Below are 19,781 nucleotides of genomic sequence, written 5' to 3' on the forward strand. Positions count from 1 at the left end.
GGGTGTCATACCGCACGATGGTTCTTCCGGTACTGCAGCGGCGTCTCACCAATCCCCTTCTTAAACGCGCTGATAAACCAGGTCACGTCAGAAAATCCCACCCGCGCGGCAATCTCCCGCACGCTCGCGTCACTGTGCAACAGGCATTCGCACGCCTTACGCAGGCGGAGCGTGTTCAGGTAGTGGTGGATTTTCTCCCCCGTCTCCGCATGAAATTTTCGCGACACGTAGCTGCGCGATCTGCCCAGTTCCGCTGCCAGTGCGTCGAGGCGGAATTTCTCCTGATAATGCTCGTCCAGCCAGAACATCACCTGGCTGGCGATCCCCGTGCTGCTGCCCGGTGCGCCGGTACGATCGTCAGGCAACATAGCAAACAGGCTAATCAGCAGCCCGGCGATGCTTTCGCTGCTCATCGGCGGCGGATAACAGCTGAACAGATGATCGACATGGCTGTGGCAGTGTGCCAGGTCAACCACCCACGCCTCTGAGCCGCGACGCGAGAGTTTCTCCAGCCGCTGCTGCGTGTGCGGAAAATCACGCAGACACTTCAGCACCGCGTGGTGGTCGAGGTGAATAATCGTGCGCCGGTAAATCGCTTCCGCCTGTTCGTCCACCCTGACTTTATGCAGGGTGAACGGCGGAAAGAAAAACAGGCGTCCGGGGCGCATGGTGTAGTGACGGTTATCGACAATCGCGACGCCAAACCCTTCTTCCACATAGAGAATTTCAAGACACTGATGCCAGTGGTGGTAACGCACCGTGTTAGCAAACAGGCGGCTGAACGACGCTACGGTGTCGTTTAAGGTAATGAGCTCAAGACGATCGGTTATGGGCGCGTCATGCATAGTGCAATAAAACTCAACTTTTCCCCGTCAGAAGAGATTTATAAACCACCTTTTTAAATTTTATCAACCGCAGGTTTATCGAACGTTCTCACCTGTGACGTGGCTAACATTTCTCCACCTTACGCATTCACTATGCTTGGCCGCAGTTGATGACGAGGGTGGAACTATGCGGGCGGAAAGCGAAGAAAAATCAAATCTGTTGTCTTCACGCCAGGACGTCGTGGCGTCTCTGAATACCTTACTTGGCGCGCTGGATAAGCAGTTTCCGGTAAATCATTCGCGGTTCTCGCTGGGTGATACCTGCGCGCACTACGCGACGGATATCGCGCAGATGGAGGGGCTCTCCCGCGCGCTATGGGGGCTGTTTCCGCTGTTGGCTTCGGGCGATGCTTCGCCGTTTAGCGAGAAGTACATGCAGGCCATCAGGATCGGCACCGATCCGCAAAGTCCGGGCTACTGGGGCGAAACCGGTCCGTACGATCAGCGTCTGGTCGAGATGGCATCCTACGGTCTGGGGCTTTCCCTGCTGGGGAATAAACTCACCGATTGCTTCAGCGAGCGCGAGGTGATGAACCTGCACGCGTGGCTGAATCAGATTGCCGACGCGCAGATGCCCGACAGCAACTGGAACTACTTTGCCATTATGGTCCAGCTGGGCTTCAAACGCGCCGGGCTGCCGTACGACCAGGCCGCCATCGACCATCGGTTTGCGCTGATGGAGGCCTATTACCTGGGTGACGGCTGGTATTCCGACGGCGCGGGTCGCCCGAAAGATTACTACATCTCCATGGCGTTCCACTTCTACGGCCTGATTTACGCCACTTTAAGCGGCGATGAGGCGAGGGCAGAAGTGCTGCGCGAGCGCTCGCGTCTGTTTGCGGAGGACTTTATCTACTGGTCCGCCGCGGACGGCGCGTCGGTACCGTTTGGCCGCAGCCTGACCTACCGCTTTGCGATGGTCGCCTTCTGGAGCGCGGTTGCCTTCTCTGAACTTGACGTGTTCACGCCGGGTATTGTGAAAGGCATTATCCTGCGCCACCTCCGCTGGTGGCAGCAGCAGACGATTACCGATCGGGACGGCATTTTGACCCTCGGTTTTGCCTGTCCGAACCTCGCCATGTGTGAGGACTATAACTCTCCCGGCTCGCCCTACTGGGCGCTAAAAAGCTACCTGATTCTGGCGCTGCCGGAGACGCATCCGTTCTGGCAGGCAGAAGAACAGCCGCTGCCCACGCTGGCGGAGAAGCACGTCATCCCGCACGCGCAGCAGATCCTGATGCATTCGACGAACTCTCAGCACGTCACCATGCTCACCGCCGGTCAGCTGGAGCTGAACAACTACGTCAACACCGAAGCGAAATACACCAAATTTGCCTACTCCAGCCGCTTTGGCTTCACCATTGAGCGCGGGCGCTTTGGCCTGAAGCATGCGGCCTGTGATTCCATGCTGCTGCTGGCGGACGGGGATAACTATTTCCGCGGCCGTCGCGAGTGCGACGCGGTGCGGGTGGATGAAAACTACATCTATTCACGCTGGTCGCCTTGGCACGACGTGCACATCGAGACCTGGCAAATCCCCTTCGGCGAGTGGCATTTGCGCCTGCACCGCATCAACAGCGCGCGCACGCTGCAAACGGCGGAGGGCGGTTTCGCCGTGATGAAAACGGAGCACCAAATCCGCGCGCGCGGCAGCTATCTGGCGGTAGTGAACGGCAGCAGTGCGATTGTCGATCTGTCGCCTTTCATTGAACGCACCCCGGACAGCATCGTCACGCCGCCGAACAGCAGCATCATGTTCCCGGAGTGCGCCTCCATTCCGCTGTTAAAAACCGATCTCCAACCGGGAGAGCGCTGGCTCTGCTGCGCCGTCATTGCCAGTGAAAAACAGAACGTTGCGGCCGCGCCGCAGCTGGATATGAACCATAACCGGGTCGTAATCCGCGACCCTGGAGGCGAACGTCTGCTGTCGTTCACGTTATAAAAAATTCTGACCCTACACCTCGGCGAGGATGGTATGAAAAATACATCGACAACCAACAGAACCGAATATTACAAAATCAGCAGCTTTATTTTTCTCTATTTCTTTACCTGGTCCGCGAGTATTGGCCTGCTGGCAATCTGGCTGGGTCAAAAAGCGAATCTCAGCGGGACGGTAATTGGAACCGTGTTCGCGGTGAACGGAATATTTTCCGTTATCCTCAAACCCATCTACGGCTATATTCTCGATAAAATCGGCATGAGCAAATACCTGCTCTATTTTGTGGTCGCCATGTCGGCCCTGATGGCGCCGTTTTTTATTTACGTCTATCAGCCGCTGTTAATGTCCAGCACCTTGCTGGGGATTATTATCGGCGCGCTCTATTTAAGCTTTGCCTGGTATGCGGGCGTGGCGGCGTGTGAATCTTATTCCGACCGCTTCAGCCGCTTAAACGGCATGGAGTTCGGGCAAATTCGTATGTGGGGCTCGCTCGGCTGGGCGGTGGCATCGTCCTTCTCCGGCCTGCTGTTCAACCTCTCACCGACCTATAACTTCATTATGGGCAGCGTGACGTCGATCGTGATGCTGGTTGTCCTGCTCAGCCTGAAAGTGAACACTAACTCCGTTCATGCCGATGCGGTACTGACCAAAGAGAAAATCGCCCCGGCAGATGTGTACGCCCTGCTGCGTAACCGTAAATTCTGGGCTTTTTGCCTGTACGTGGCGGGCGTGGCGTGGATGATGTTTATCGCCGAGCAGCAGTTCTCGCGCTATTTCGTCACCTTCTTTGACGATATTCATGAGGGCAACGCGGTGTTTGGCTATCTCGGCACCGTGCAGTCGGGCATAGAATTCGTCATGTATATGGTTGTCCCGCTGTTCGTTAACTTTATTGGCGCCAGGCGCGGGCTATTAATTGTCGGGCTGATCGTCGGGGCGCGTTTGATTATTTCCGGGATGTGCGACTCGCATCTGTTAATTTCCGTGCTCAAGCCGCTATACGGTATAGAAATTTGCCTGCTGCTGGTGTCGGTCTTTAAATATATTGCGGAGCATTTCGACAAGCGCGTGAACGCCACCATGTATTTACTGGGCTATCAGGCGATGCTGTACGTGGGGAACGTGGTGGTTTCCTCGCCTGCCGGATATATGTATGACCGCATCGGCTTTGAACAGACCTATATCATCATGGGGGCGACCGCGCTGATCTTTACCCTTATTTCTGCTTTTACGTTATCCGCCTGCCAGAGTAAATGGCGCGGCCCCCGCCCGCTGAACGTAGCAGAACCTTCATCACGCTGACCACAAGGAACCGAAATATGTTAAGTCGTATCAGAGAGGAACGCCTGTCTGCCATTCCTGCTCCCGTAGACTCGCGCCTGTTTAGCGATGAACTGATCTCTGCGCGTAGCCACGTCCTCGAGTTGATTAGCCGTCATTTAACGGCATTCGGAGAGCAGTTCCCGGCGGAAACCTGCCGGAACGGTTATTACCCGCTGACCGACAACGTAGAGTGGACAACCAGCTTCTGGACCGGCCAGCTGTGGCTGGCGTGGGAGATGAGCGGCGAGGAGAAATTCCGCTCGATGGCGGAAAAACACGTGCGCTCATTCGGCCTGCGCATCGCCGGGCGCAGCGACACCAACACTCACGATCTGGGCTTCCTGTACACGCTCTCCTGCGTGGCGGCCTGGAGACTCACCGGCAGCCGCGAGGCGCGCGGTTTCTCCCTGCTGGCGGCTGAAGCCCTGCTGGAGCGCTTTCATGAGAAGGCGAAAATCATTCAGGCGTGGGGCGATCTTTCAGACCCGGAGCAGGCCGGACGGATGATCATCGACTGCAACATGAACCTGCCGCTGCTCTACTGGGCGACGGAGCAGACGGGGGATCCGCGCTTTGCTGACGCCGCAAAAGCGCACGTCATGCAGGCGGCAAACTATCTCATCCGCGACGATGCCTCCACGTTCCACACCTATTATATGGACGTGGTAACCGGCGCGCCGCGCTACGGCAATACCCAGCAGGGCTATGCCGATGACTCCTGCTGGTCGCGCGGGCAGGCGTGGGGGATTTACGGCTTCCTGCTGAGCTATATCTATACCGGCGACGAGACGATGATTGCCCTGTCGAAGCGGCTGGCGAACTACTTCCTCAACCGCCTCCCGGAAGACTACGTCTGCCACTGGGATCTGGCGCTGGTGGGGACCGACGCGCTGCGCGATTCGTCCTCGGCGGCGATTGCGGTGTGCGGGCTGCTGGAGCTGGTGAAGCACCTGCCCGTGACGGATCCAGACCGGGAGCGGTATCTGGAGTGGGCCAAAGGCATTATGTCGTCACTGACGAAGCACTACCTGATGGGCAAAGAGGAGAAGGGCACCGGGCTGCTGAAGCACTCGGTCTATCACCTGGCGAGCAACAAAGGGGTGGACGAGTGTGCGAGCTGGGGAGATTACTTCTACGTGGAGGCGCTGGTGCGCTTTACGCAGAGCTGGAAACTGTACTGGTAAAAACGGTCGGGGGGCGACCCCCGACTCGCGGATCACGCTTTAGGAATACGCAGCGTCTGGCCGGGGTAGATTTTATCCGGGCTGGAGAGCATCGGGCGGTTAGCCTCAAAAATCTTGTTGTACTGGTTGGCATCGCCGTACACGGTTTTGGAGATAGCGCTCAGGGTGTCGCCGGATTTTACCGTGTAGTAGGTGGCTTCATCTTTGGCATCGGTCGTGGTGATGTTGTTCTCCACCTCGCTGACGCCCGCGATGTTGCCGACGGCGACCTGGATTTTTTCTTTCTGCTCCTGGGTCAGCCCGTCACCCGTCACGCTGGCCTTGCCGTCGGTAACGTTAACCTGAACTTTGTCTGAACCGGGAATGTTGAGTTTCTTGAGGTGCTCGGTGATTTTGTCGCTCTGACCTTTGTGGTCGGTCAGGTTATCCCATAGCTTTTCGCCTGCTTCTTTCACGAAGTTAAAAAGACCCATTCCATCCTCCTGTTAATCATGAAGTCAGAATAAGCATAGCAGGTCAGAGAGAATTCCCTCCCCGGAAGGAGAGGGAAGGCAGGTTTTAAACCCCTTGCTCCAGAATACGGATGTGGGTCTCCAGCACGTCACCCTTCACCGCATCGCTCCACGCTTTCATGTGCGCGGTCTGCAGGTGTGCTTCGAGGTGCGCGACGGTTTCCCACTGCTCAACCATGATAATGGAGTCTGGCGCAGTGGCCTGGAAGCTTGCGTCGGTAGCGGCGTCCACCATCGGCGCGTAGCCGTGGCAGCCTTCTTCTTTCAGTACGGTTGGGATGATTTTCGCGAACTGATCCAGCACCGCCTGGCGGTGATGTTGACCTGGACGAGTACGGATTTCTGCGATTACTGTAAGCATGGTTACTACTCCTTTAATTCCAGGCTACCAGTTAAGCAAAAATTTTCGCGAGATGCTTGCGATATTCTGCGATATAGCTCGGGACGTCAGGCATTTTAATCACGTCGTTGACGATAAAGGTCGGCAGCGGATCCATCCCCAGGAACTGGTTCGCCTTGTGGAACGGCAGATACGCGCCGTCTACGCCCACGCCTTCGAAGAACTGATCTTTTTCGGTGAAGGCTTCCAGAGGGGCGTTCCAGGTCAGGGAGAGCATATATTTTTTGCCCTGAATCAGACCGCCGGAGCCGTATTTTTTAGAGGCGTCTGAGCGGGTGCGTCCGTCGCTGGCATACAGCGAACCGTGACCTTCGGTGAAGACGTCGTCCATGTATTTTTTCACGGTCCACGGCGCGCCCATCCACCAGCCCGGCATCTGCCAGATAACCACATCGGCCCACAGGAAGTTCTGCACTTCGGCCTTCACGTCATAGTTGCTGTCCGCGCGCACGACCTTAACATCATGCCCGGCGTCGCGCAGGAAACCGTCCGCGACCTCGGTCAGGGTGTCATTCAGCTGGCCTTTAGAGTGCGCGAACTCTTTCGCGCCGTTGATAATCAGAATATTGCTCATTATTTGTCCTCGGTGATGAGAGTATGCCGGGTATTCTACGCGCGAGGACGGAGCGGAAAAATAAGCAAAATGTGCAAAGTCTTTTGCGCTAAATGCAATAATCCCTTACCAGTTAACCTTCACTTCAAAGCCGCCTTCTGGCGCATTGCCCAGCGAGACGCGCATGCCGTGCAGCGCGGCAATGCGTTTCACAATGGATAGCCCCAGCCCGCTGCCCGTGGCGTCCTGACCCGGTGGACGATAAAAGCGCTCGCCGAGACGCGCCAGCGCATCGGGCGAAATGCCCGGGCCATTGTCGCGCACGGTAACGCTACGGGTGTTCAGCGTCACGTCTACCACGCTGCCGCGCGGGCTGTAGCGGGTGGCGTTATCCAGCAGGTTGCGCGCCAGCAGGCTCAGAAGCAGCTGCTGACCCGTTCGGGTCACCTCCGGCGCGTTGATGTGCAGGCGAATATCAATACCCGCCTGCTGTGCAGAAGGATAAATATCCATTACCGCAGACTGCAGCAGGTCGGCCATCGCTATCTGTTCTACGCCGTCCAGGCTGTCCAGCGAGTCCAGGCGCGACAGGGTGAGGAGCTGATCCACCAGCCGGGAGGCGCGGTCGATACCCGCGTGCAGCTGCGCCAGCGCTTTTTCCTGCGCCTGCGGATCGTCCTGAGAAAGCTGTGCCACATCGGTTTGCACCTTCAGCGCCGCCAGTGGGCTGCGCAGCTCGTGGGCGGCGTCGGAGGTGAAGCGGCGCTCGCGGGTCATCATCTCCTGGGTACGGGTAAAAAGATGGTTCAGCGAGTCGAGCAGGGGGCGCACTTCCGCCGGCACGCCCTGAGTGGGCAGGGCGTCGGTGGCGTCCGGCGAGCGGGAACGCAGGGTCTGGGCCAGCTTTTTCAGGGGCTTCAGTTCCCGGCTCAGCAGGACGATCAGCAACAGCAGCATCACCGGCAGCGCCACCAGCCACGGCGTCAGCTGCGAGCTGACCACGTCCAGCGCCATATCCTGCCGGTACTCCCACTCCTGGCCGACCACCACGCGGTATTTTCCGTCTGGCGACGTCAGCCATAAAAAGCGCCATTCATCGTTGTCATCCTGAAGCCGTCCGTCATCAAAGCCGTCACGACGATAGTGATACGGGATATCGCGCCCGTTTTCGCCGTCGTTAAGGATCATCGTGCCGTCTGAAGCGTAAATAGCGAAGGCCAGCGCGTCATCGTCCAGATGCCCGTGTTTGGCCTTTTTCGGCACCTCGCGCATGCGCTCCGGCGCGCGGATCTCGTCCAGATCCATCGTCAGCAGCCGTTTGGCAAACAGCATCTGCTGGGTGTCGAACAGCTTATCGAGCTTGTGGGTGGTCTGCTGCCACGCCACCAGGCTGGCGGCAAACCAGGCCGTCAGAGACAGCGCTAAAAAGAGGAGCGTCAGGCGCAGCTTCAGGCTCAGCTTCATGCGTCACCCAGGGTGTAGCCGATGCCGTGCACGGTGCGGATAAACTCGCTCCCGAGCTTGCGGCGTAAATGATGGACATGGACTTCGACGGCGTTGCTGGAGACGTCATCGTCCCAGGTATAAAGCTTTTCCTCGATCAGCTTGCGCGGCAGCACCCGGCCCGCGTTGCGCATCAGCAGCTCCAGCAGGGCGAACTCTTTGGGTTTAAGCGTCAGCGTTTCGCCCTCCAGCGTGGCGACGAGGCTTGCCGGATCGAGCGTCACCTTGCCGTGGCGCAGCTCGCTGCGGGTCTGACCGTGGCTGCGGCGCACCAGTGCTTCCAGACGGGCGGCCACCTCTATCAGCGCGAACGGCTTACAGAGATAATCGTCCGCACCGAGGCGCAGCCCTTCAACGCGCTGGTTCAGCGCATCCCGCGCGGTCAGGATCAGTACCGGCTCGCTGCGGCCGCTTTCGCGCCAGGCGCGCAGGATCTCCAGACCGTCAATTCCCGGTAGAGTCAAGTCAAGCACCACGGCATCATAGGGCGCTGAGGCGAGCGCGGCCTGCCCGGTTTTCCCGTCGGTAAACCAGTCCACGCTAAAGCCCAGTTTGCTTAAGCCTGCTTTGATGCCATCGCCGATTAACCTGTCGTCTTCTACCAGTAAAATGCGCATGTTCCCTCCTTGATGCCGTCAGTAAACCCTCTGCAAGCGCCTGCTGTACAGTAAAAATAAATAAATTTTTCCCTTAAGAAGTTGTTAAGGTTTACCCTGTTTAATGGACTGCGAAACGACATTAAAGGGAGAGATGAAGATGAAAAAATTCGCTGCAATTGCTGCCATCATGATGATGACCACCGCGCCGGTCTTTGCTGCACAGGGCGGCTTTACTGGCCCATCCGCGACACAGACCCAGACGCAAACCCAGCAGGGCGGTTTTGTCGATAACAACGCCAACCTCACCACCGCGGCTAAAGTGAAAGATCTGAAGGACGATGCCTGGGTGAAGCTGCGCGGGAACATTACCGAGCGCCTGTCCGATGACCGCTACACCTTCCGCGACGAGTCCGGCACGGTGGTGGTTGAGATTGACCACAAGCGCTGGAACGGCGTGACCGTCACCCCGCAGGATAAAGTGGAGCTGCAGGGTAAAGTCGACAAAGACTGGAACGAGTTTGAAATCGACGTGAAGCAGGTTATCAAGCTGAACAAATAACCCGAAAAGGGCCGCTTATGCGGCCCTTTTTCTTTGTGACTCAATTCGTCAGATGAGGTAGTATCTGCGGCAATATTGCCTGAAACCCTTCGGTTTCTGAGTTGAGGAATCACACGTAATGAGCGATATGGCAGAGCGCCTCGCGCTACATGAATTCACGGAAAACGCCTACCTGAACTACTCCATGTACGTCATCATGGACAGGGCGTTGCCGTTTATCGGGGATGGCCTGAAGCCCGTTCAGCGCCGCATCGTCTATGCGATGTCCGAACTGGGGCTGAACGCCACCGCTAAGTTCAAGAAATCCGCCCGTACCGTCGGTGACGTACTGGGTAAATACCATCCGCACGGCGACAGCGCCTGCTATGAAGCGATGGTGCTGATGGCCCAGCCGTTCTCTTACCGATATCCGCTGGTGGACGGGCAGGGAAACTGGGGTGCGCCGGACGATCCGAAATCCTTCGCAGCGATGCGTTATACCGAATCCCGCCTGTCCAAATACGCCGAAGTGCTGCTGGGCGAGCTGGGTCAGGGAACCGTTGACTGGGTGCCAAACTTCGACGGTACGCTGCAGGAGCCGAAGATGCTGCCTGCGCGTCTGCCGAACATCCTGCTGAACGGCACCACCGGTATTGCGGTCGGCATGGCGACGGACATTCCGCCGCACAACCTGCGTGAAGTGGCGAAAGCCGCCATCACCCTGATCGAGCAGCCAAAAACCTCGCTGGACGACCTGCTGGATATCGTGCAGGGGCCGGATTACCCGACCGAAGCCGAGATCATCACCTCGCGTGCAGAAATCCGCAAAATCTACCAGAACGGTCGCGGCTCCGTGCGCATGCGCGCGGTGTGGAATAAAGAGGACGGCGCCGTGGTGATCACCGCGCTGCCGCACCAGGTTTCCGGTGCCAAAGTGCTGGAGCAGATCGCCGCCCAGATGCGCAATAAAAAGCTGCCGATGGTGGACGATCTGCGCGACGAATCCGACCACGAGAACCCGACTCGTCTGGTGATCGTGCCGCGCTCTAACCGCGTGGACATGGAGCAGGTGATGAACCACCTGTTCGCCACTACCGATCTGGAAAAAAGCTACCGCATCAACCTGAATATGATTGGCCTCGACGGTCGTCCGGCGGTGAAAAACCTGCTGGAGATCCTCAGCGAGTGGCTGACGTTCCGCCGCGATACGGTGCGCCGTCGTCTGAACCATCGTCTGGAGAAAGTGCTTAAGCGCCTGCATATCCTCGAAGGTTTGCTGGTGGCGTTCCTCAATATCGATGAAGTGATTGAGATCATCCGTACCGAGGACGAGCCGAAGCCTGCGCTGATGTCGCGCTTTGGCATCAGCGAAACCCAGGCCGAAGCGATCCTCGAACTGAAGCTGCGCCATCTCGCTAAGCTGGAAGAGATGAAGATCCGCGGCGAGCAAAGCGAGCTGGAAAAAGAGCGCGATCAGCTGCAGGCGATCCTCGCCTCCGAGCGCAAGATGAACACCTTGCTGAAGAAAGAGCTGCAGGCGGATGCCGATGCCTTCGGTGACGACCGTCGTTCTCCGCTGCACGAGCGCGAAGAAGCGAAGGCGATGAACGAGCACGACATGCAGCCGTCCGAGCCGGTGACCATTGTGCTGTCGCAGAGCGGCTGGGTGCGCAGCGCCAAAGGCCACGATATCGACGCGCCGGGCCTAAGCTATAAAGCGGGCGATAGCTTTAAAGCGGCGGTGAAAGGCAAGAGCAACCAGCCGGTGGCGTTTATCGACTCCACGGGCCGCAGCTACGCTATCGACCCGATCACGCTGCCTTCCGCGCGCGGCCAGGGCGAACCGCTCACCGGTAAGTTGACGCTGCCGCCGGGCGCAACGGTTGACCACATGCTGATGGAGGCCGACGACCAGAAGCTGCTGATGGCGTCCGATGCGGGCTACGGCTTTATCTGTACCTTTAACGACCTCGTGTCGCGTAACCGTGCCGGTAAAGCGCTGATCAGCCTGCCGGACAATGCCCGCGTGATGACACCGCTGGTGATTGAGAACGAGAGCGACATGCTGCTGGCGATCACCTCTGCCGGACGCATGCTGATGTTCCCGGTCAGCGACCTGCCGGAGCTGTCGAAAGGTAAGGGCAACAAGATCATCAACATCCCGTCGGCGGAAGCCGCGAAAGGTGAAGATGGCCTGGCGCACCTCTTCCTGCTGCCGCCGCAGAGCACGCTGACCATCCACGTTGGCAAGCGTAAAATCAAGCTTCGCCCGGAAGAGCTGCAGAAAGTGGTGGGCGAGCGCGGTCGCCGCGGTTCGCTGATGCGCGGCCTGCAGCGTATCGACCGCGTGGAGATTGATTCGCCTGCGCGCAGCGGCGCGGGCGACAGCGAAGAGTAATGTCATGACACCCCCTCTGTCCGGAGGGGGTATTTCAATAAAATTTCCCGTAAAATCGTTGTTAATTCGTGCGTTGCGATTAACAATACGCGCTCGTAATAAAGTCCTTACCTGGCCACAGGTGAAGTATAATTGTCAGCTGTCAGGGCTTCAGAGGTCGCTATGCTATACATTGTTCGTCTCATTCTTACCGTTATTTACTGCATTCTGGTCTGTATTTTCGGCTCTATTTACTGCCTGTTCAGCCCGCGTAATCCGAAGCATGTTGCCACCTTTGGCCATATGTTCGGTCGCCTTGCGCCGCTGTTTGGTCTGAAGGTTGAAAAACGCCTGCCTGAAGGAGCGGAGAACTTCGGTAACGCCATCTATATCGCCAACCATCAGAACAACTACGATATGGTGACGGCCTCCAATATTGTTCTGCCTCCGACCGTGACGGTGGGGAAAAAAAGCCTGCTGTGGATCCCGTTTTTTGGCCAGCTGTACTGGCTGACCGGTAACCTGCTGATCGACCGTAACAACCGTGCAAAAGCGCACGGCACGATTGCAGAAGTGGTGAATCATTTTAAAAAGCGCCGGATCTCTATCTGGATGTTCCCGGAAGGGACACGTAGCCGCGGCCGCGGCCTGCTGCCGTTTAAAACCGGCGCGTTTCATGCCGCAATTGCGGCAGGTGTTCCAATTATTCCCGTGTGCGTTTCCAATACTTCTAATAAGATTAATCTTAACCGCCTGAATAATGGTCTGGTGATTGTCGAAATGCTGCCACCCGTCGATACCAGCAAATACGGTAAAGACCAGGTGCGCGAACTGGCAGCACACTGCCGCGAGCTCATGGCTCAGCATATTGCGCTGCTGGATAAAGAAGTCGCAGAAAGAGAAGCCGCCGGTAAGGTTTAATTCGGCGTTAAAGGGAAAAAGAATTCCCGCGTTGTTAGTCGTTTCAGATGGAGCTTATATGTCACTCAGTCGGCGTCAGTTTATTCAGGCTTCGGGGATTGCCCTTTGTGCGGGTGCGATGCCGCTGACAGCCAGCGCCGCCGGGCAGCAGCAGCCGCTGCCCATTCCGCCGTTGATTGAATCCCGTCGCGGGCAGCCGCTTTTCCTCACGCTTCAGCGCAGCCACTGGTCCTTTACCCAGGGCACGCGCGCGCCGGTGTGGGGCATTAACGGGCGCTACCTCGGGCCGACCATCCGCGTTTGGAACGGCGATGACGTTAAGCTCATTTACAGCAACCGTACGGCTGAAAATGTCGCCATGACCATCAGCGGCTTACAGGTTCCTGGCCCTTTGATTGGCGGCGCGGCGCGAATGATGTCCCCCAACGCCGACTGGGCGCCCGTCCTGCCGATTCGCCAGAGCGCGGCAACCCTGTGGTATCACGCCAATACCCCTAACCGTACGGCGCAGCAGGTCTATAACGGTCTGGCCGGCATGTGGCTGGTGGAAGATGAGGTCAGTAAATCTCTGCCGATACCGAACCACTACGGCGTGGACGATTTCCCGGTCATTATTCAGGACAAACGTCTGGATAACTTCGGTACGCCGGAGTACAGCGAGCCGGGCAGCGGTGGCTTTGTCGGCGATACCTTGCTGGTTAACGGCGCGCAGAGCCCGTACGTGGAAGTGTCCCGCGGCTGGGTGCGCCTGCGCCTGCTCAACGCCTCTAACTCGCGTCGCTATCAACTGCAGATGAGCGATGGCCGCCCGCTGCACGTGATCTCCGGTGACCAGGGCTTTTTACCCGCGCCGGTCTCCGTTAAACAGCTGGCGCTGGCGCCGGGTGAACGTCGTGAAATTCTGGTGGATATGACCAACGGGGACGAAGTCTCCGTCACCTGTGGTGAAGCCGCGAGCATCGTTGACCGTATTCGCGGGTTCTTTGAGCCGTCGAGCATTCTGGTCTCCACGCTGGTGCTTACTCTGCGTCCAACCGGCCTGCTGCCGTTGGTCACCGATAGCCTGCCGATGCGCCTGCTGCCGCAGGAGATCATGAGCGGCTCGCCGGTGCGCAGCCGTGATATCAGCCTGGGCGACGATCCGGGCATCAACGGCGCGCTGTGGGATGTAAATCGCATTGATATCACCGCTCAGCAGGGCACCTGGGAGCGCTGGACGGTCCGGTCAGACATGCCGCAGTCGTTCCATATTGAAGGTGTGTCATTCCTGATCCGCAACGTTAATGGCGCGATGCCGTTCCCGGAAGATCGCGGCTGGAAAGATACCGTGTGGGTGGACGGCCAGGTTGAACTGCTCGTCTACTACGGTCAGCCTTCGTGGCCGCACTTCCCGTTCCTGTTCCACAGCCAGACGCTGGAGATGATGGACAGGGGCTCGGTAGGGCAGATGCTGGTGAATCCGGCGCCGTAACGTGCTTTTCTCCCTCTCCCTGTGGGAGAGGGTTGGGGTGAGGGCAACAGCCCGCATAATACCCCTTCATTTCCCACAATGTTCCAGCGTATAATCCCCGCCCTTTTGTCTATTTTTTCTTCGGAAGCACTATGAGCGCAATTTCCCTGATCCAGCCGGATCGTGACCTCTTCTCCTGGCCCCAGTACTGGGCGGCCTGCTTTGGACCGGCGCCGTTCCTGCCGATGTCCCGGGAAGAGATGGACCAACTGGGCTGGGACAGCTGCGATATCATTCTGGTCACGGGCGATGCCTACGTTGACCACCCGAGCTTCGGCATGGCCATCTGTGGCCGTATGCTCGAAGCGCAGGGCTTCCGCGTGGGGATCATCTCCCAGCCCGACTGGAACAGCAAAGACGACTTTATGCGTCTGGGGAAACCAAACCTGTTCTTCGGCGTGACCGCCGGCAACATGGACTCGATGATCAACCGCTATACCGCCGACCGTAAGCTGCGCCATGACGATGCCTACACGCCGGATAACGTGGCGGGCAAACGTCCGGACCGCGCGACCCTGGTTTATACCCAGCGCTGCAAAGAAGCCTGGAAAGACGTGCCGGTGATCCTCGGCGGCATCGAGGCGAGCCTGCGCCGCACCGCGCACTACGACTACTGGTCAGATACCGTGCGCCGCTCGGTGCTGGTGGACTCCAAGGCCGACATGCTGATTTACGGTAACGGCGAGCGTCCGCTGGTGGAAGTGGCGCACCGTCTGTCGCAGGGCGAGCCGGTAAGCAGCATCCGCGACGTGCGCAATACTGCGATCATGGTGAAAGAAGCGCTGCCGGGCTGGAGCGGGGTGGATTCACGCATTATTGATATGCCGGGCAAAATCGACCCGATCCCGCACCCGTACGGTGAAGATCTGCCGTGTGCCGATAACAAGCCGGTTGAACCGAAGAAAGCGGAAGCGAAGGCTATCGTTGTGCAGCCGTCGCGTCCGAAGCCGTGGGAAAAGACCTACGTGCTGCTGCCGTCCTACGAGAAGGTGAAAGCCGACAAGGTGCTCTACGCGCACGCGTCCCGTATTCTGCACCATGAAACCAACCCGGGCTGCGCCCGCGCGCTAATGCAGAAGCACGGCGAGCGCTTCATCTGGATCAACCCACCGGCGATCCCGCTCTCCACCGAAGAGATGGACAGCGTCTTTGCGCTGCCGTACAAGCGCGTGCCACACCCGGCGTACGGCAACGCCCGTATCCCGGCGTATGAGATGATCCGCTTCTCGATCAACATCATGCGCGGCTGCTTCGGCGGCTGCTCCTTCTGCTCCATTACCGAACACGAAGGCCGTATTATCCAGAGCCGCTCTGAGGATTCGATCATCAATGAGATCGAAGCCATTCGCGACACGGTGCCGGGCTTTACTGGCGTGATCTCCGATCTCGGCGGCCCAACCGCGAACATGTATATGCTGCGCTGCAAGTCGCCGCGCGCGGAGCAGACCTGCCGTCGTCTCTCCTGCGTCTACCCGAGCATTTGCGAGCACATGGATACTAACCACGAGCCGACGATCAACCTCTACCGCCGCGCGCGCGACCTGAAGGGCATCAAAAAGATCCTCATCGCCTCCGGGGTGCGTTACGACATCGCCGTGGAAGATCCGCGCTATATCAAAGAGCTGGCCACGCACCACGTCGGCGGTTATCTGAAGATTGCGCCGGAGCACACCGAAGAAGGCCCGCTGTCGAAGATGATGAAGCCGGGCATGGGCAGCTACGATCGCTTTAAGCAGCTGTTCGACACCTACTCGAAGCAGGCGGGCAAAGAGCAGTATTTGATCCCGTACTTCATCTCCGCGCATCCTGGCACGCGCGATGAAGACATGGTGAACCTGGCGCTGTGGCTGAAGCAGCGTCGCTTCCGTCTGGATCAGGTGCAGAACTTCTATCCTTCACCGCTCGCCAACTCGACGACCATGTATTACACCGGCAAAAACCCGCTGAGTAAGATTGGCTACAAGAGTGAAGAGGTGGTGGTGCCGAAAGGGGATAAACAGCGTCGTCTGCATAAGGCGCTGCTGCGTTACCACGATCCGAAAAACTGGCCGCTGATCCGCCAGGCGCTGGAAGAGATGGGTAAAAAACACCTTATTGGCTCGCGCCGCGACTGCCTGGTTCCGGCTCCTACGCTGGATGAGATGCGCGAAGCGCGTCGCCAGAACCGCAATACGCGCCCGGCGCTGACCAAACATACGCCGATTGTGCATCAGCGTTCGAACGGTAATTCCAGTGTGAAGAAACCTGTGAAGCGTAAAGCGTAAAAGAAAACCCCGGCTTGCCGGGGTTTTTTGTAGGTCGGGTAAGGCGAAGCCGCCACCCGGCGTTTTAACGCGATTACCCGCCAAACTGATCCGGGTCCGGCCCAAGCCGCTTACCTTTATCCAGCTTCGCAATTTCACCCAGCTCGTCTTTGTCCAGTCGGAAATCCCAGACGTCGAAGTTCTCGGCAATGCGCGACGGCGTGACCGATTTCGGGATCACCACCAGGCCGTTGTCCAGATGCCAGCGAATGACGATCTGCGCCGGGGTTTTGCCGTATTTATCCGCCAGGTCGCGGATAATTTTCTGATCGAACACGCCTTCACCGCCCTGCGCCAGCGGGCTCCAGGACTCGGTCTGGATCTTGTGGGTGGCGTTCCAGGCGTGAAGCTGGCGCTGCTGCAGCAGCGGGTGCAGCTCGATCTGGTTAATCACCGGAGCGACGCCCGTTTCGTCAATCAGGCGCTGCAGGTGATGCACCTGGAAGTTACAGACGCCGATGCTTTTCACCAGCCCCTCTTTCTGCAGTTCAATCATCCCTTTCCAGGCGTCAACGTAATGGTCGATGGCCGGAACCGGCCAGTGCATCAGGTACAGATCGACGAAATCAAGCTGGAGTTTCTCCAGGCTCTCCTGCAACGCTTCGCGGGGGCGCTTTTGATCGTCGTTCCACAGTTTAGTGGTGATGAACAGCTCATCGCGAGGGACGCCGGCGCTGGCCAGCGCGGTCCCCACGCCGTCCTCGTTTTTGTACGCGGCGGCGGTATCAATCGACCGATAGCCGACTTCGAGTGCTTTATGAATGGCGGAGACGACCTCGTCGTTACCGGCTTTCCATACACCTAGCCCCAGCTGGGGCATCACGTTGCCGTCCTGCAGCTTGATTACGGTTTGGTTTGCCATTTTTCCTCCTTCAGGTGCGCATCGCCGGAGGGGGACTCCGGCGATGGGGTGTGCATTAAGTCTGGACGAAATGTCAAAAAACGAAAGTCAGGATGCCAAAAACGCTTAGCGTGCCGCTTCGTAGATTCGACGGCTGACGTCCAGCGTAATGTCGCCATGCTCGCCCAACTGGGTCATGCCGTGCTCTTCAAGTTTTGCCAGCAGGGCAGGGATGGAGCTGCCGTCCAGGCCGTAGCCGGACAGACGCGTTGGCACGCCCAGGCTTTCAAAGAAGTTACGGGTCGCTGCAATGGCGGCATCAATACGCGCATCGTCAGAACCCTCGGTGATGTTCCACACGCGCTCGGCGTACTGCAGTAGCTTGGCACGCTTGGTATCCCGTTTTTCGTTCCACAGCGCAGGCAGCACAACGGCCAGCGTCTGGGCGTGGTCCAGGCCGTGCATCGCCGTCAGCTCGTGGCCCAGCATATGGGTTGCCCAGTCCTGCGGCACGCCAGCGCCGATCAGGCCGTTCAGCGCCTGCGTCGCGGCCCACATGACGTTGGCACGCACGTCGTAGTTTTCCGGCTCTTTCAGCGCTTTCGGGCCGTCTTCAATCAGCGTCAGCAGAATGCCTTCCGCGAAGCGATCCTGAATTTTGGCATTAACAGGGTAGGTCACGTACTGCTCGACGGTGTGTACAAAGGCGTCGACCACGCCGTTCGCCACCTGACGCGCGGGCAGGGTATAGGTGTAAACCGGATCCAGGATGGCAAAGACAGGCTGAACGTGTTCGTTCATAAAGGCCTGCTTGTCGCCGGTAGTTTTGCGGGAGATCACCGCGCCCTTGTTGGATTCAGAACCCGTCGCTGGCAGGGTCAATACGGATCCCATCGGGATCGCGCTTTTGATGTCGCTGCCGCGGGTTTCCAGGATGTGCCACGGATCGATTCCATCAGCGTAGTGCGCTGCTGCCGCGATGAATTTGGTACCGTCCAGCACGGAGCCGCCGCCGACAGCCAGCAGGAAGGTGATGTTTTCTTCGCGGGCGATTTTCACCGCGTTCATCAGCGTTTCGTAAGACGGGTTTGGCTCAATGCCGCCGAACTCACGCACGTCCAGTCCGTCCAGAGCGCTGTAAACTTGATCCAGCACGCCGGTTTTTTTCACGCTGCCGCCACCGTAGGTGATCAGCACGCGGGCGTCAGCAGGGATCTGCGCGCGCAGGTCGGCGATAGCGTCTTTACCAAACAGAATGCGGGTTGGGGTGTGAAGATTAAAATTGTTCATTGCTCGTTCCCTTTAGTGGGTGAAAAACCGTGGTGGCGCTGATGGCTACCTGATGCTGCTCATTGTGGCCGTCCGGGGCCAGGCTCTCAATGCACATTCCTGCCGATGTCTTGCCCATTTCTACAGAACGCTGGAGAAACTTCGTAAAAATGCGCAGACTGTGAGGGTCGGAAACCGTACCCGGAGTAACGTAAAATGAACCGTGAAGCGATCTGCCTTCAGCTTACCTCGCAGATTAAGAGGCTGATAGATAAAGAAAATAATGTTGGCGACCTGCTGCCGGACATTCGCCTGCTCTACGGCACGCAGCCCGGGACGCGCACGCCGGTGATGTACCAGCCGGGCATCGTTTTTCTCTTTTCAGGCCATAAGATTGGCTATATCAACGAGCGGGTGTTCCGCTACGACACCAATGAATATCTGCTCCTGACGGTACCTTTACCCTTCGAATGTGAAACCTTCGCGACAGAGGCGGTCCCGCTGGCGGGTATTCGCGTCAACGTCGATATTCTTCAGCTGCAGGAGCTGCTGATGGAGATTGGCGAAGACGAGCTTTTCCAGCCGTCGATGGCCTCCAGCGGGATTAACTCGGCGACGCTGTCGGAAGAGATCCTCTGCGCCATTGAGCGCCTGCTGGACGTCATGGAAAGGCCGCTGGACGCGCGTATTCTCGGCAAGCAGATTATCCGCGAAATTCTTTACCACGTGCTGCTGGGGCCGGGCGGCGGGGCGTTACTCGCGCTGGTGAGCCGACAGACCCACTTCAGCCTGATCAGCCGCGTGCTCAAGCGTATTGAAAGCCAGTACACGGAGAACCTCAGCGTTGACCAGCTGGCGGCGGAAGCGAACATGAGCGTTTCGGCGTTTCACCACAACTTTAAGTCGGTGACCAGCACCTCGCCGCTGCAGTACCTCAAAACCTACCGTTTGCATAAGGCACGGATGCTGATGATTCACGACGGCATGAAGGCCAGCGCGGCGGCCATGCGCGTCGGCTATGAAAGTGCGTCGCAGTTCAGTCGGGAGTTTAAGCGCTATTTCGGCGTCACGCCGGGAGAAGATGCGTCACGTATAAGAACGATGCAGGGCGCCTGAGGGGAAACG

Annotated in this window: 17 protein-coding genes; 9 read left to right on the plus strand and 8 right to left on the minus strand. The window is 58.1% G+C overall.

The annotated features are described in order from the left end of the window. Positions 1 to 5: 5 nt before the first annotated feature. Positions 6 to 845, minus strand: coding sequence for an AraC family transcriptional regulator (locus tag IM284_RS19440; protein ID WP_041908113.1), 840 nt, complete (start codon positions 843 to 845; stop codon positions 6 to 8). Positions 846 to 1,011: 166 nt separating this feature from the next. Between IM284_RS19440 and IM284_RS19445 the strand changes: the two genes are divergently transcribed. From IM284_RS19445 to IM284_RS19455, 3 genes are read left to right on the plus strand one after another with little or no spacing between them, the layout of a single operon-like run. Then, positions 1,012 to 2,826 carry a DUF2264 domain-containing protein gene (locus tag IM284_RS19445; protein ID WP_047367389.1) on the plus strand — a complete coding sequence of 605 codons (1,815 nt, stop codon included), beginning with the start codon at positions 1,012 to 1,014 and terminating at the stop codon, positions 2,824 to 2,826. A 33-nt stretch (positions 2,827 to 2,859) separates the two neighbouring features. Then, the gene (locus IM284_RS19450) at positions 2,860 to 4,125 is read left to right on the plus strand and encodes an oligosaccharide MFS transporter (protein WP_028014430.1); all 1,266 of its coding nucleotides are present in this window, start codon (positions 2,860 to 2,862) and stop codon (positions 4,123 to 4,125) included. Between the two features lie 17 nt (positions 4,126 to 4,142). Continuing rightward, on the plus strand, positions 4,143 to 5,330 hold the full coding sequence (locus IM284_RS19455; protein WP_041908119.1) for a glycoside hydrolase family 88 protein: 1,188 nt from the start codon (positions 4,143 to 4,145) through the stop codon (positions 5,328 to 5,330). A 32-nt stretch (positions 5,331 to 5,362) separates the two neighbouring features. Here IM284_RS19455 and lysM read toward each other — a convergent pair whose 3' ends face one another. The 5 genes from lysM to qseB all read right to left on the minus strand — a co-directional run bounded on the left by lysM (position 5,363) and on the right by qseB (position 8,915). Beyond that, the gene (lysM, locus tag IM284_RS19460) at positions 5,363 to 5,803 is read right to left on the minus strand and encodes a peptidoglycan-binding protein LysM (protein ID WP_028014428.1); all 441 of its coding nucleotides are present in this window, start codon (positions 5,801 to 5,803) and stop codon (positions 5,363 to 5,365) included. Between the two features lie 85 nt (positions 5,804 to 5,888). Then, positions 5,889 to 6,203 carry a putative quinol monooxygenase gene (locus IM284_RS19465; protein ID WP_008502984.1) on the minus strand — a complete coding sequence of 105 codons (315 nt, stop codon included), beginning with the start codon at positions 6,201 to 6,203 and terminating at the stop codon, positions 5,889 to 5,891. A gap of 31 nt (positions 6,204 to 6,234) precedes the next feature. Beyond that, positions 6,235 to 6,816, minus strand: a complete 582-nt coding sequence (locus tag IM284_RS19470) for an NAD(P)H-dependent oxidoreductase (RefSeq protein ID WP_024906501.1) — start codon at positions 6,814 to 6,816, stop codon at positions 6,235 to 6,237. Between the two features lie 105 nt (positions 6,817 to 6,921). After that, positions 6,922 to 8,259: a quorum sensing histidine kinase QseC gene (qseC, locus tag IM284_RS19475; RefSeq protein ID WP_041908123.1), complete on the minus strand. Its 1,338-nt coding sequence runs from the start codon at positions 8,257 to 8,259 to the stop codon at positions 6,922 to 6,924. After that, a complete protein-coding gene (gene qseB / locus IM284_RS19480) occupies positions 8,256 to 8,915 on the minus strand; it encodes a quorum sensing response regulator transcription factor QseB (RefSeq protein WP_047364588.1) in 660 nt (219 codons plus the stop codon). Before qseB ends, qseC begins: the two co-directional genes overlap by 4 nt. A gap of 139 nt (positions 8,916 to 9,054) precedes the next feature. Here qseB and IM284_RS19485 point away from each other — a divergent pair, with 139 nt between their 5' ends. The 5 genes from IM284_RS19485 to IM284_RS19505 all read left to right on the plus strand — a co-directional run bounded on the left by IM284_RS19485 (position 9,055) and on the right by IM284_RS19505 (position 16,507). Then, entirely contained in the window at positions 9,055 to 9,456 is a 402-nt protein-coding gene (locus IM284_RS19485; protein WP_023309189.1) for a YgiW/YdeI family stress tolerance OB fold protein, read from the plus strand. 118 nt (positions 9,457 to 9,574) lie between these two features. Continuing rightward, positions 9,575 to 11,833: a DNA topoisomerase IV subunit A gene (gene parC, locus IM284_RS19490; protein ID WP_047367390.1), complete on the plus strand. Its 2,259-nt coding sequence runs from the start codon at positions 9,575 to 9,577 to the stop codon at positions 11,831 to 11,833. A gap of 162 nt (positions 11,834 to 11,995) precedes the next feature. Continuing rightward, complete coding sequence (gene plsC, locus IM284_RS19495; RefSeq protein WP_028014424.1) at positions 11,996 to 12,733, plus strand: 1-acylglycerol-3-phosphate O-acyltransferase; 738 nt, start codon at positions 11,996 to 11,998, stop codon at positions 12,731 to 12,733. 58 nt (positions 12,734 to 12,791) lie between these two features. Next, the gene (ftsP, locus tag IM284_RS19500; protein ID WP_028014423.1) at positions 12,792 to 14,204 is read left to right on the plus strand and encodes a cell division protein FtsP; all 1,413 of its coding nucleotides are present in this window, start codon (positions 12,792 to 12,794) and stop codon (positions 14,202 to 14,204) included. Between the two features lie 131 nt (positions 14,205 to 14,335). Continuing rightward, positions 14,336 to 16,507: a YgiQ family radical SAM protein gene (locus IM284_RS19505; RefSeq protein ID WP_047367391.1), complete on the plus strand. Its 2,172-nt coding sequence runs from the start codon at positions 14,336 to 14,338 to the stop codon at positions 16,505 to 16,507. Between the two features lie 73 nt (positions 16,508 to 16,580). On the opposite strand, the gene dkgA is transcribed toward IM284_RS19505, so the two are convergent. Beyond that, entirely contained in the window at positions 16,581 to 17,408 is an 828-nt protein-coding gene (gene dkgA / locus IM284_RS19510) for a 2,5-didehydrogluconate reductase DkgA (RefSeq protein ID WP_021242117.1), read from the minus strand. Positions 17,409 to 17,513: 105 nt separating this feature from the next. Then, positions 17,514 to 18,677, minus strand: a complete 1,164-nt coding sequence (gene yqhD, locus IM284_RS19515; protein ID WP_041908132.1) for an alcohol dehydrogenase — start codon at positions 18,675 to 18,677, stop codon at positions 17,514 to 17,516. A 195-nt stretch (positions 18,678 to 18,872) separates the two neighbouring features. On the opposite strand from yqhD, the gene IM284_RS19520 reads away from it, so the two are divergent. Further along, positions 18,873 to 19,772 carry an AraC family transcriptional regulator gene (locus IM284_RS19520; protein WP_047367392.1) on the plus strand — a complete coding sequence of 300 codons (900 nt, stop codon included), beginning with the start codon at positions 18,873 to 18,875 and terminating at the stop codon, positions 19,770 to 19,772. Positions 19,773 to 19,781: the final 9 nt, after the last annotated feature.

It is taken from the genome of Enterobacter cloacae complex sp. P12RS, assembly GCF_014895875.1.
Classification (GTDB): Bacteria; Pseudomonadota; Gammaproteobacteria; order Enterobacterales; family Enterobacteriaceae; genus Enterobacter; species Enterobacter bugandensis.

Excerpts from the sequence above, each read along its gene's own strand:
- IM284_RS19450 (WP_028014430.1), top strand. The coding sequence starts at position 2,860 with ATGAAAAATACATCGACAACCAACAGAACCGAATATTACAAAATCAGC.
- dkgA (WP_021242117.1), bottom strand. The coding sequence starts at position 17,408 with ATGGCAAACCAAACCGTAATCAAGCTGCAGGACGGCAACGTGATGCCC.
- plsC (WP_028014424.1), top strand. The coding sequence starts at position 11,996 with ATGCTATACATTGTTCGTCTCATTCTTACCGTTATTTACTGCATTCTG.
- IM284_RS19445 (WP_047367389.1), top strand. The coding sequence starts at position 1,012 with ATGCGGGCGGAAAGCGAAGAAAAATCAAATCTGTTGTCTTCACGCCAG.
- qseB (WP_047364588.1), bottom strand. The coding sequence starts at position 8,915 with ATGCGCATTTTACTGGTAGAAGACGACAGGTTAATCGGCGATGGCATC.
- IM284_RS19440 (WP_041908113.1), bottom strand. The coding sequence starts at position 845 with ATGCATGACGCGCCCATAACCGATCGTCTTGAGCTCATTACCTTAAAC.
- yqhD (WP_041908132.1), bottom strand. The coding sequence starts at position 18,677 with ATGAACAATTTTAATCTTCACACCCCAACCCGCATTCTGTTTGGTAAA.
- lysM (WP_028014428.1), bottom strand. The coding sequence starts at position 5,803 with ATGGGTCTTTTTAACTTCGTGAAAGAAGCAGGCGAAAAGCTATGGGAT.
- IM284_RS19485 (WP_023309189.1), top strand. The coding sequence starts at position 9,055 with ATGAAAAAATTCGCTGCAATTGCTGCCATCATGATGATGACCACCGCG.
- qseC (WP_041908123.1), bottom strand. The coding sequence starts at position 8,259 with ATGAAGCTGAGCCTGAAGCTGCGCCTGACGCTCCTCTTTTTAGCGCTG.
- parC (WP_047367390.1), top strand. The coding sequence starts at position 9,575 with ATGAGCGATATGGCAGAGCGCCTCGCGCTACATGAATTCACGGAAAAC.
- ftsP (WP_028014423.1), top strand. The coding sequence starts at position 12,792 with ATGTCACTCAGTCGGCGTCAGTTTATTCAGGCTTCGGGGATTGCCCTT.
- IM284_RS19465 (WP_008502984.1), bottom strand. The coding sequence starts at position 6,203 with ATGCTTACAGTAATCGCAGAAATCCGTACTCGTCCAGGTCAACATCAC.
- IM284_RS19520 (WP_047367392.1), top strand. The coding sequence starts at position 18,873 with ATGAACCGTGAAGCGATCTGCCTTCAGCTTACCTCGCAGATTAAGAGG.
- IM284_RS19470 (WP_024906501.1), bottom strand. The coding sequence starts at position 6,816 with ATGAGCAATATTCTGATTATCAACGGCGCGAAAGAGTTCGCGCACTCT.
- IM284_RS19455 (WP_041908119.1), top strand. The coding sequence starts at position 4,143 with ATGTTAAGTCGTATCAGAGAGGAACGCCTGTCTGCCATTCCTGCTCCC.
- IM284_RS19505 (WP_047367391.1), top strand. The coding sequence starts at position 14,336 with ATGAGCGCAATTTCCCTGATCCAGCCGGATCGTGACCTCTTCTCCTGG.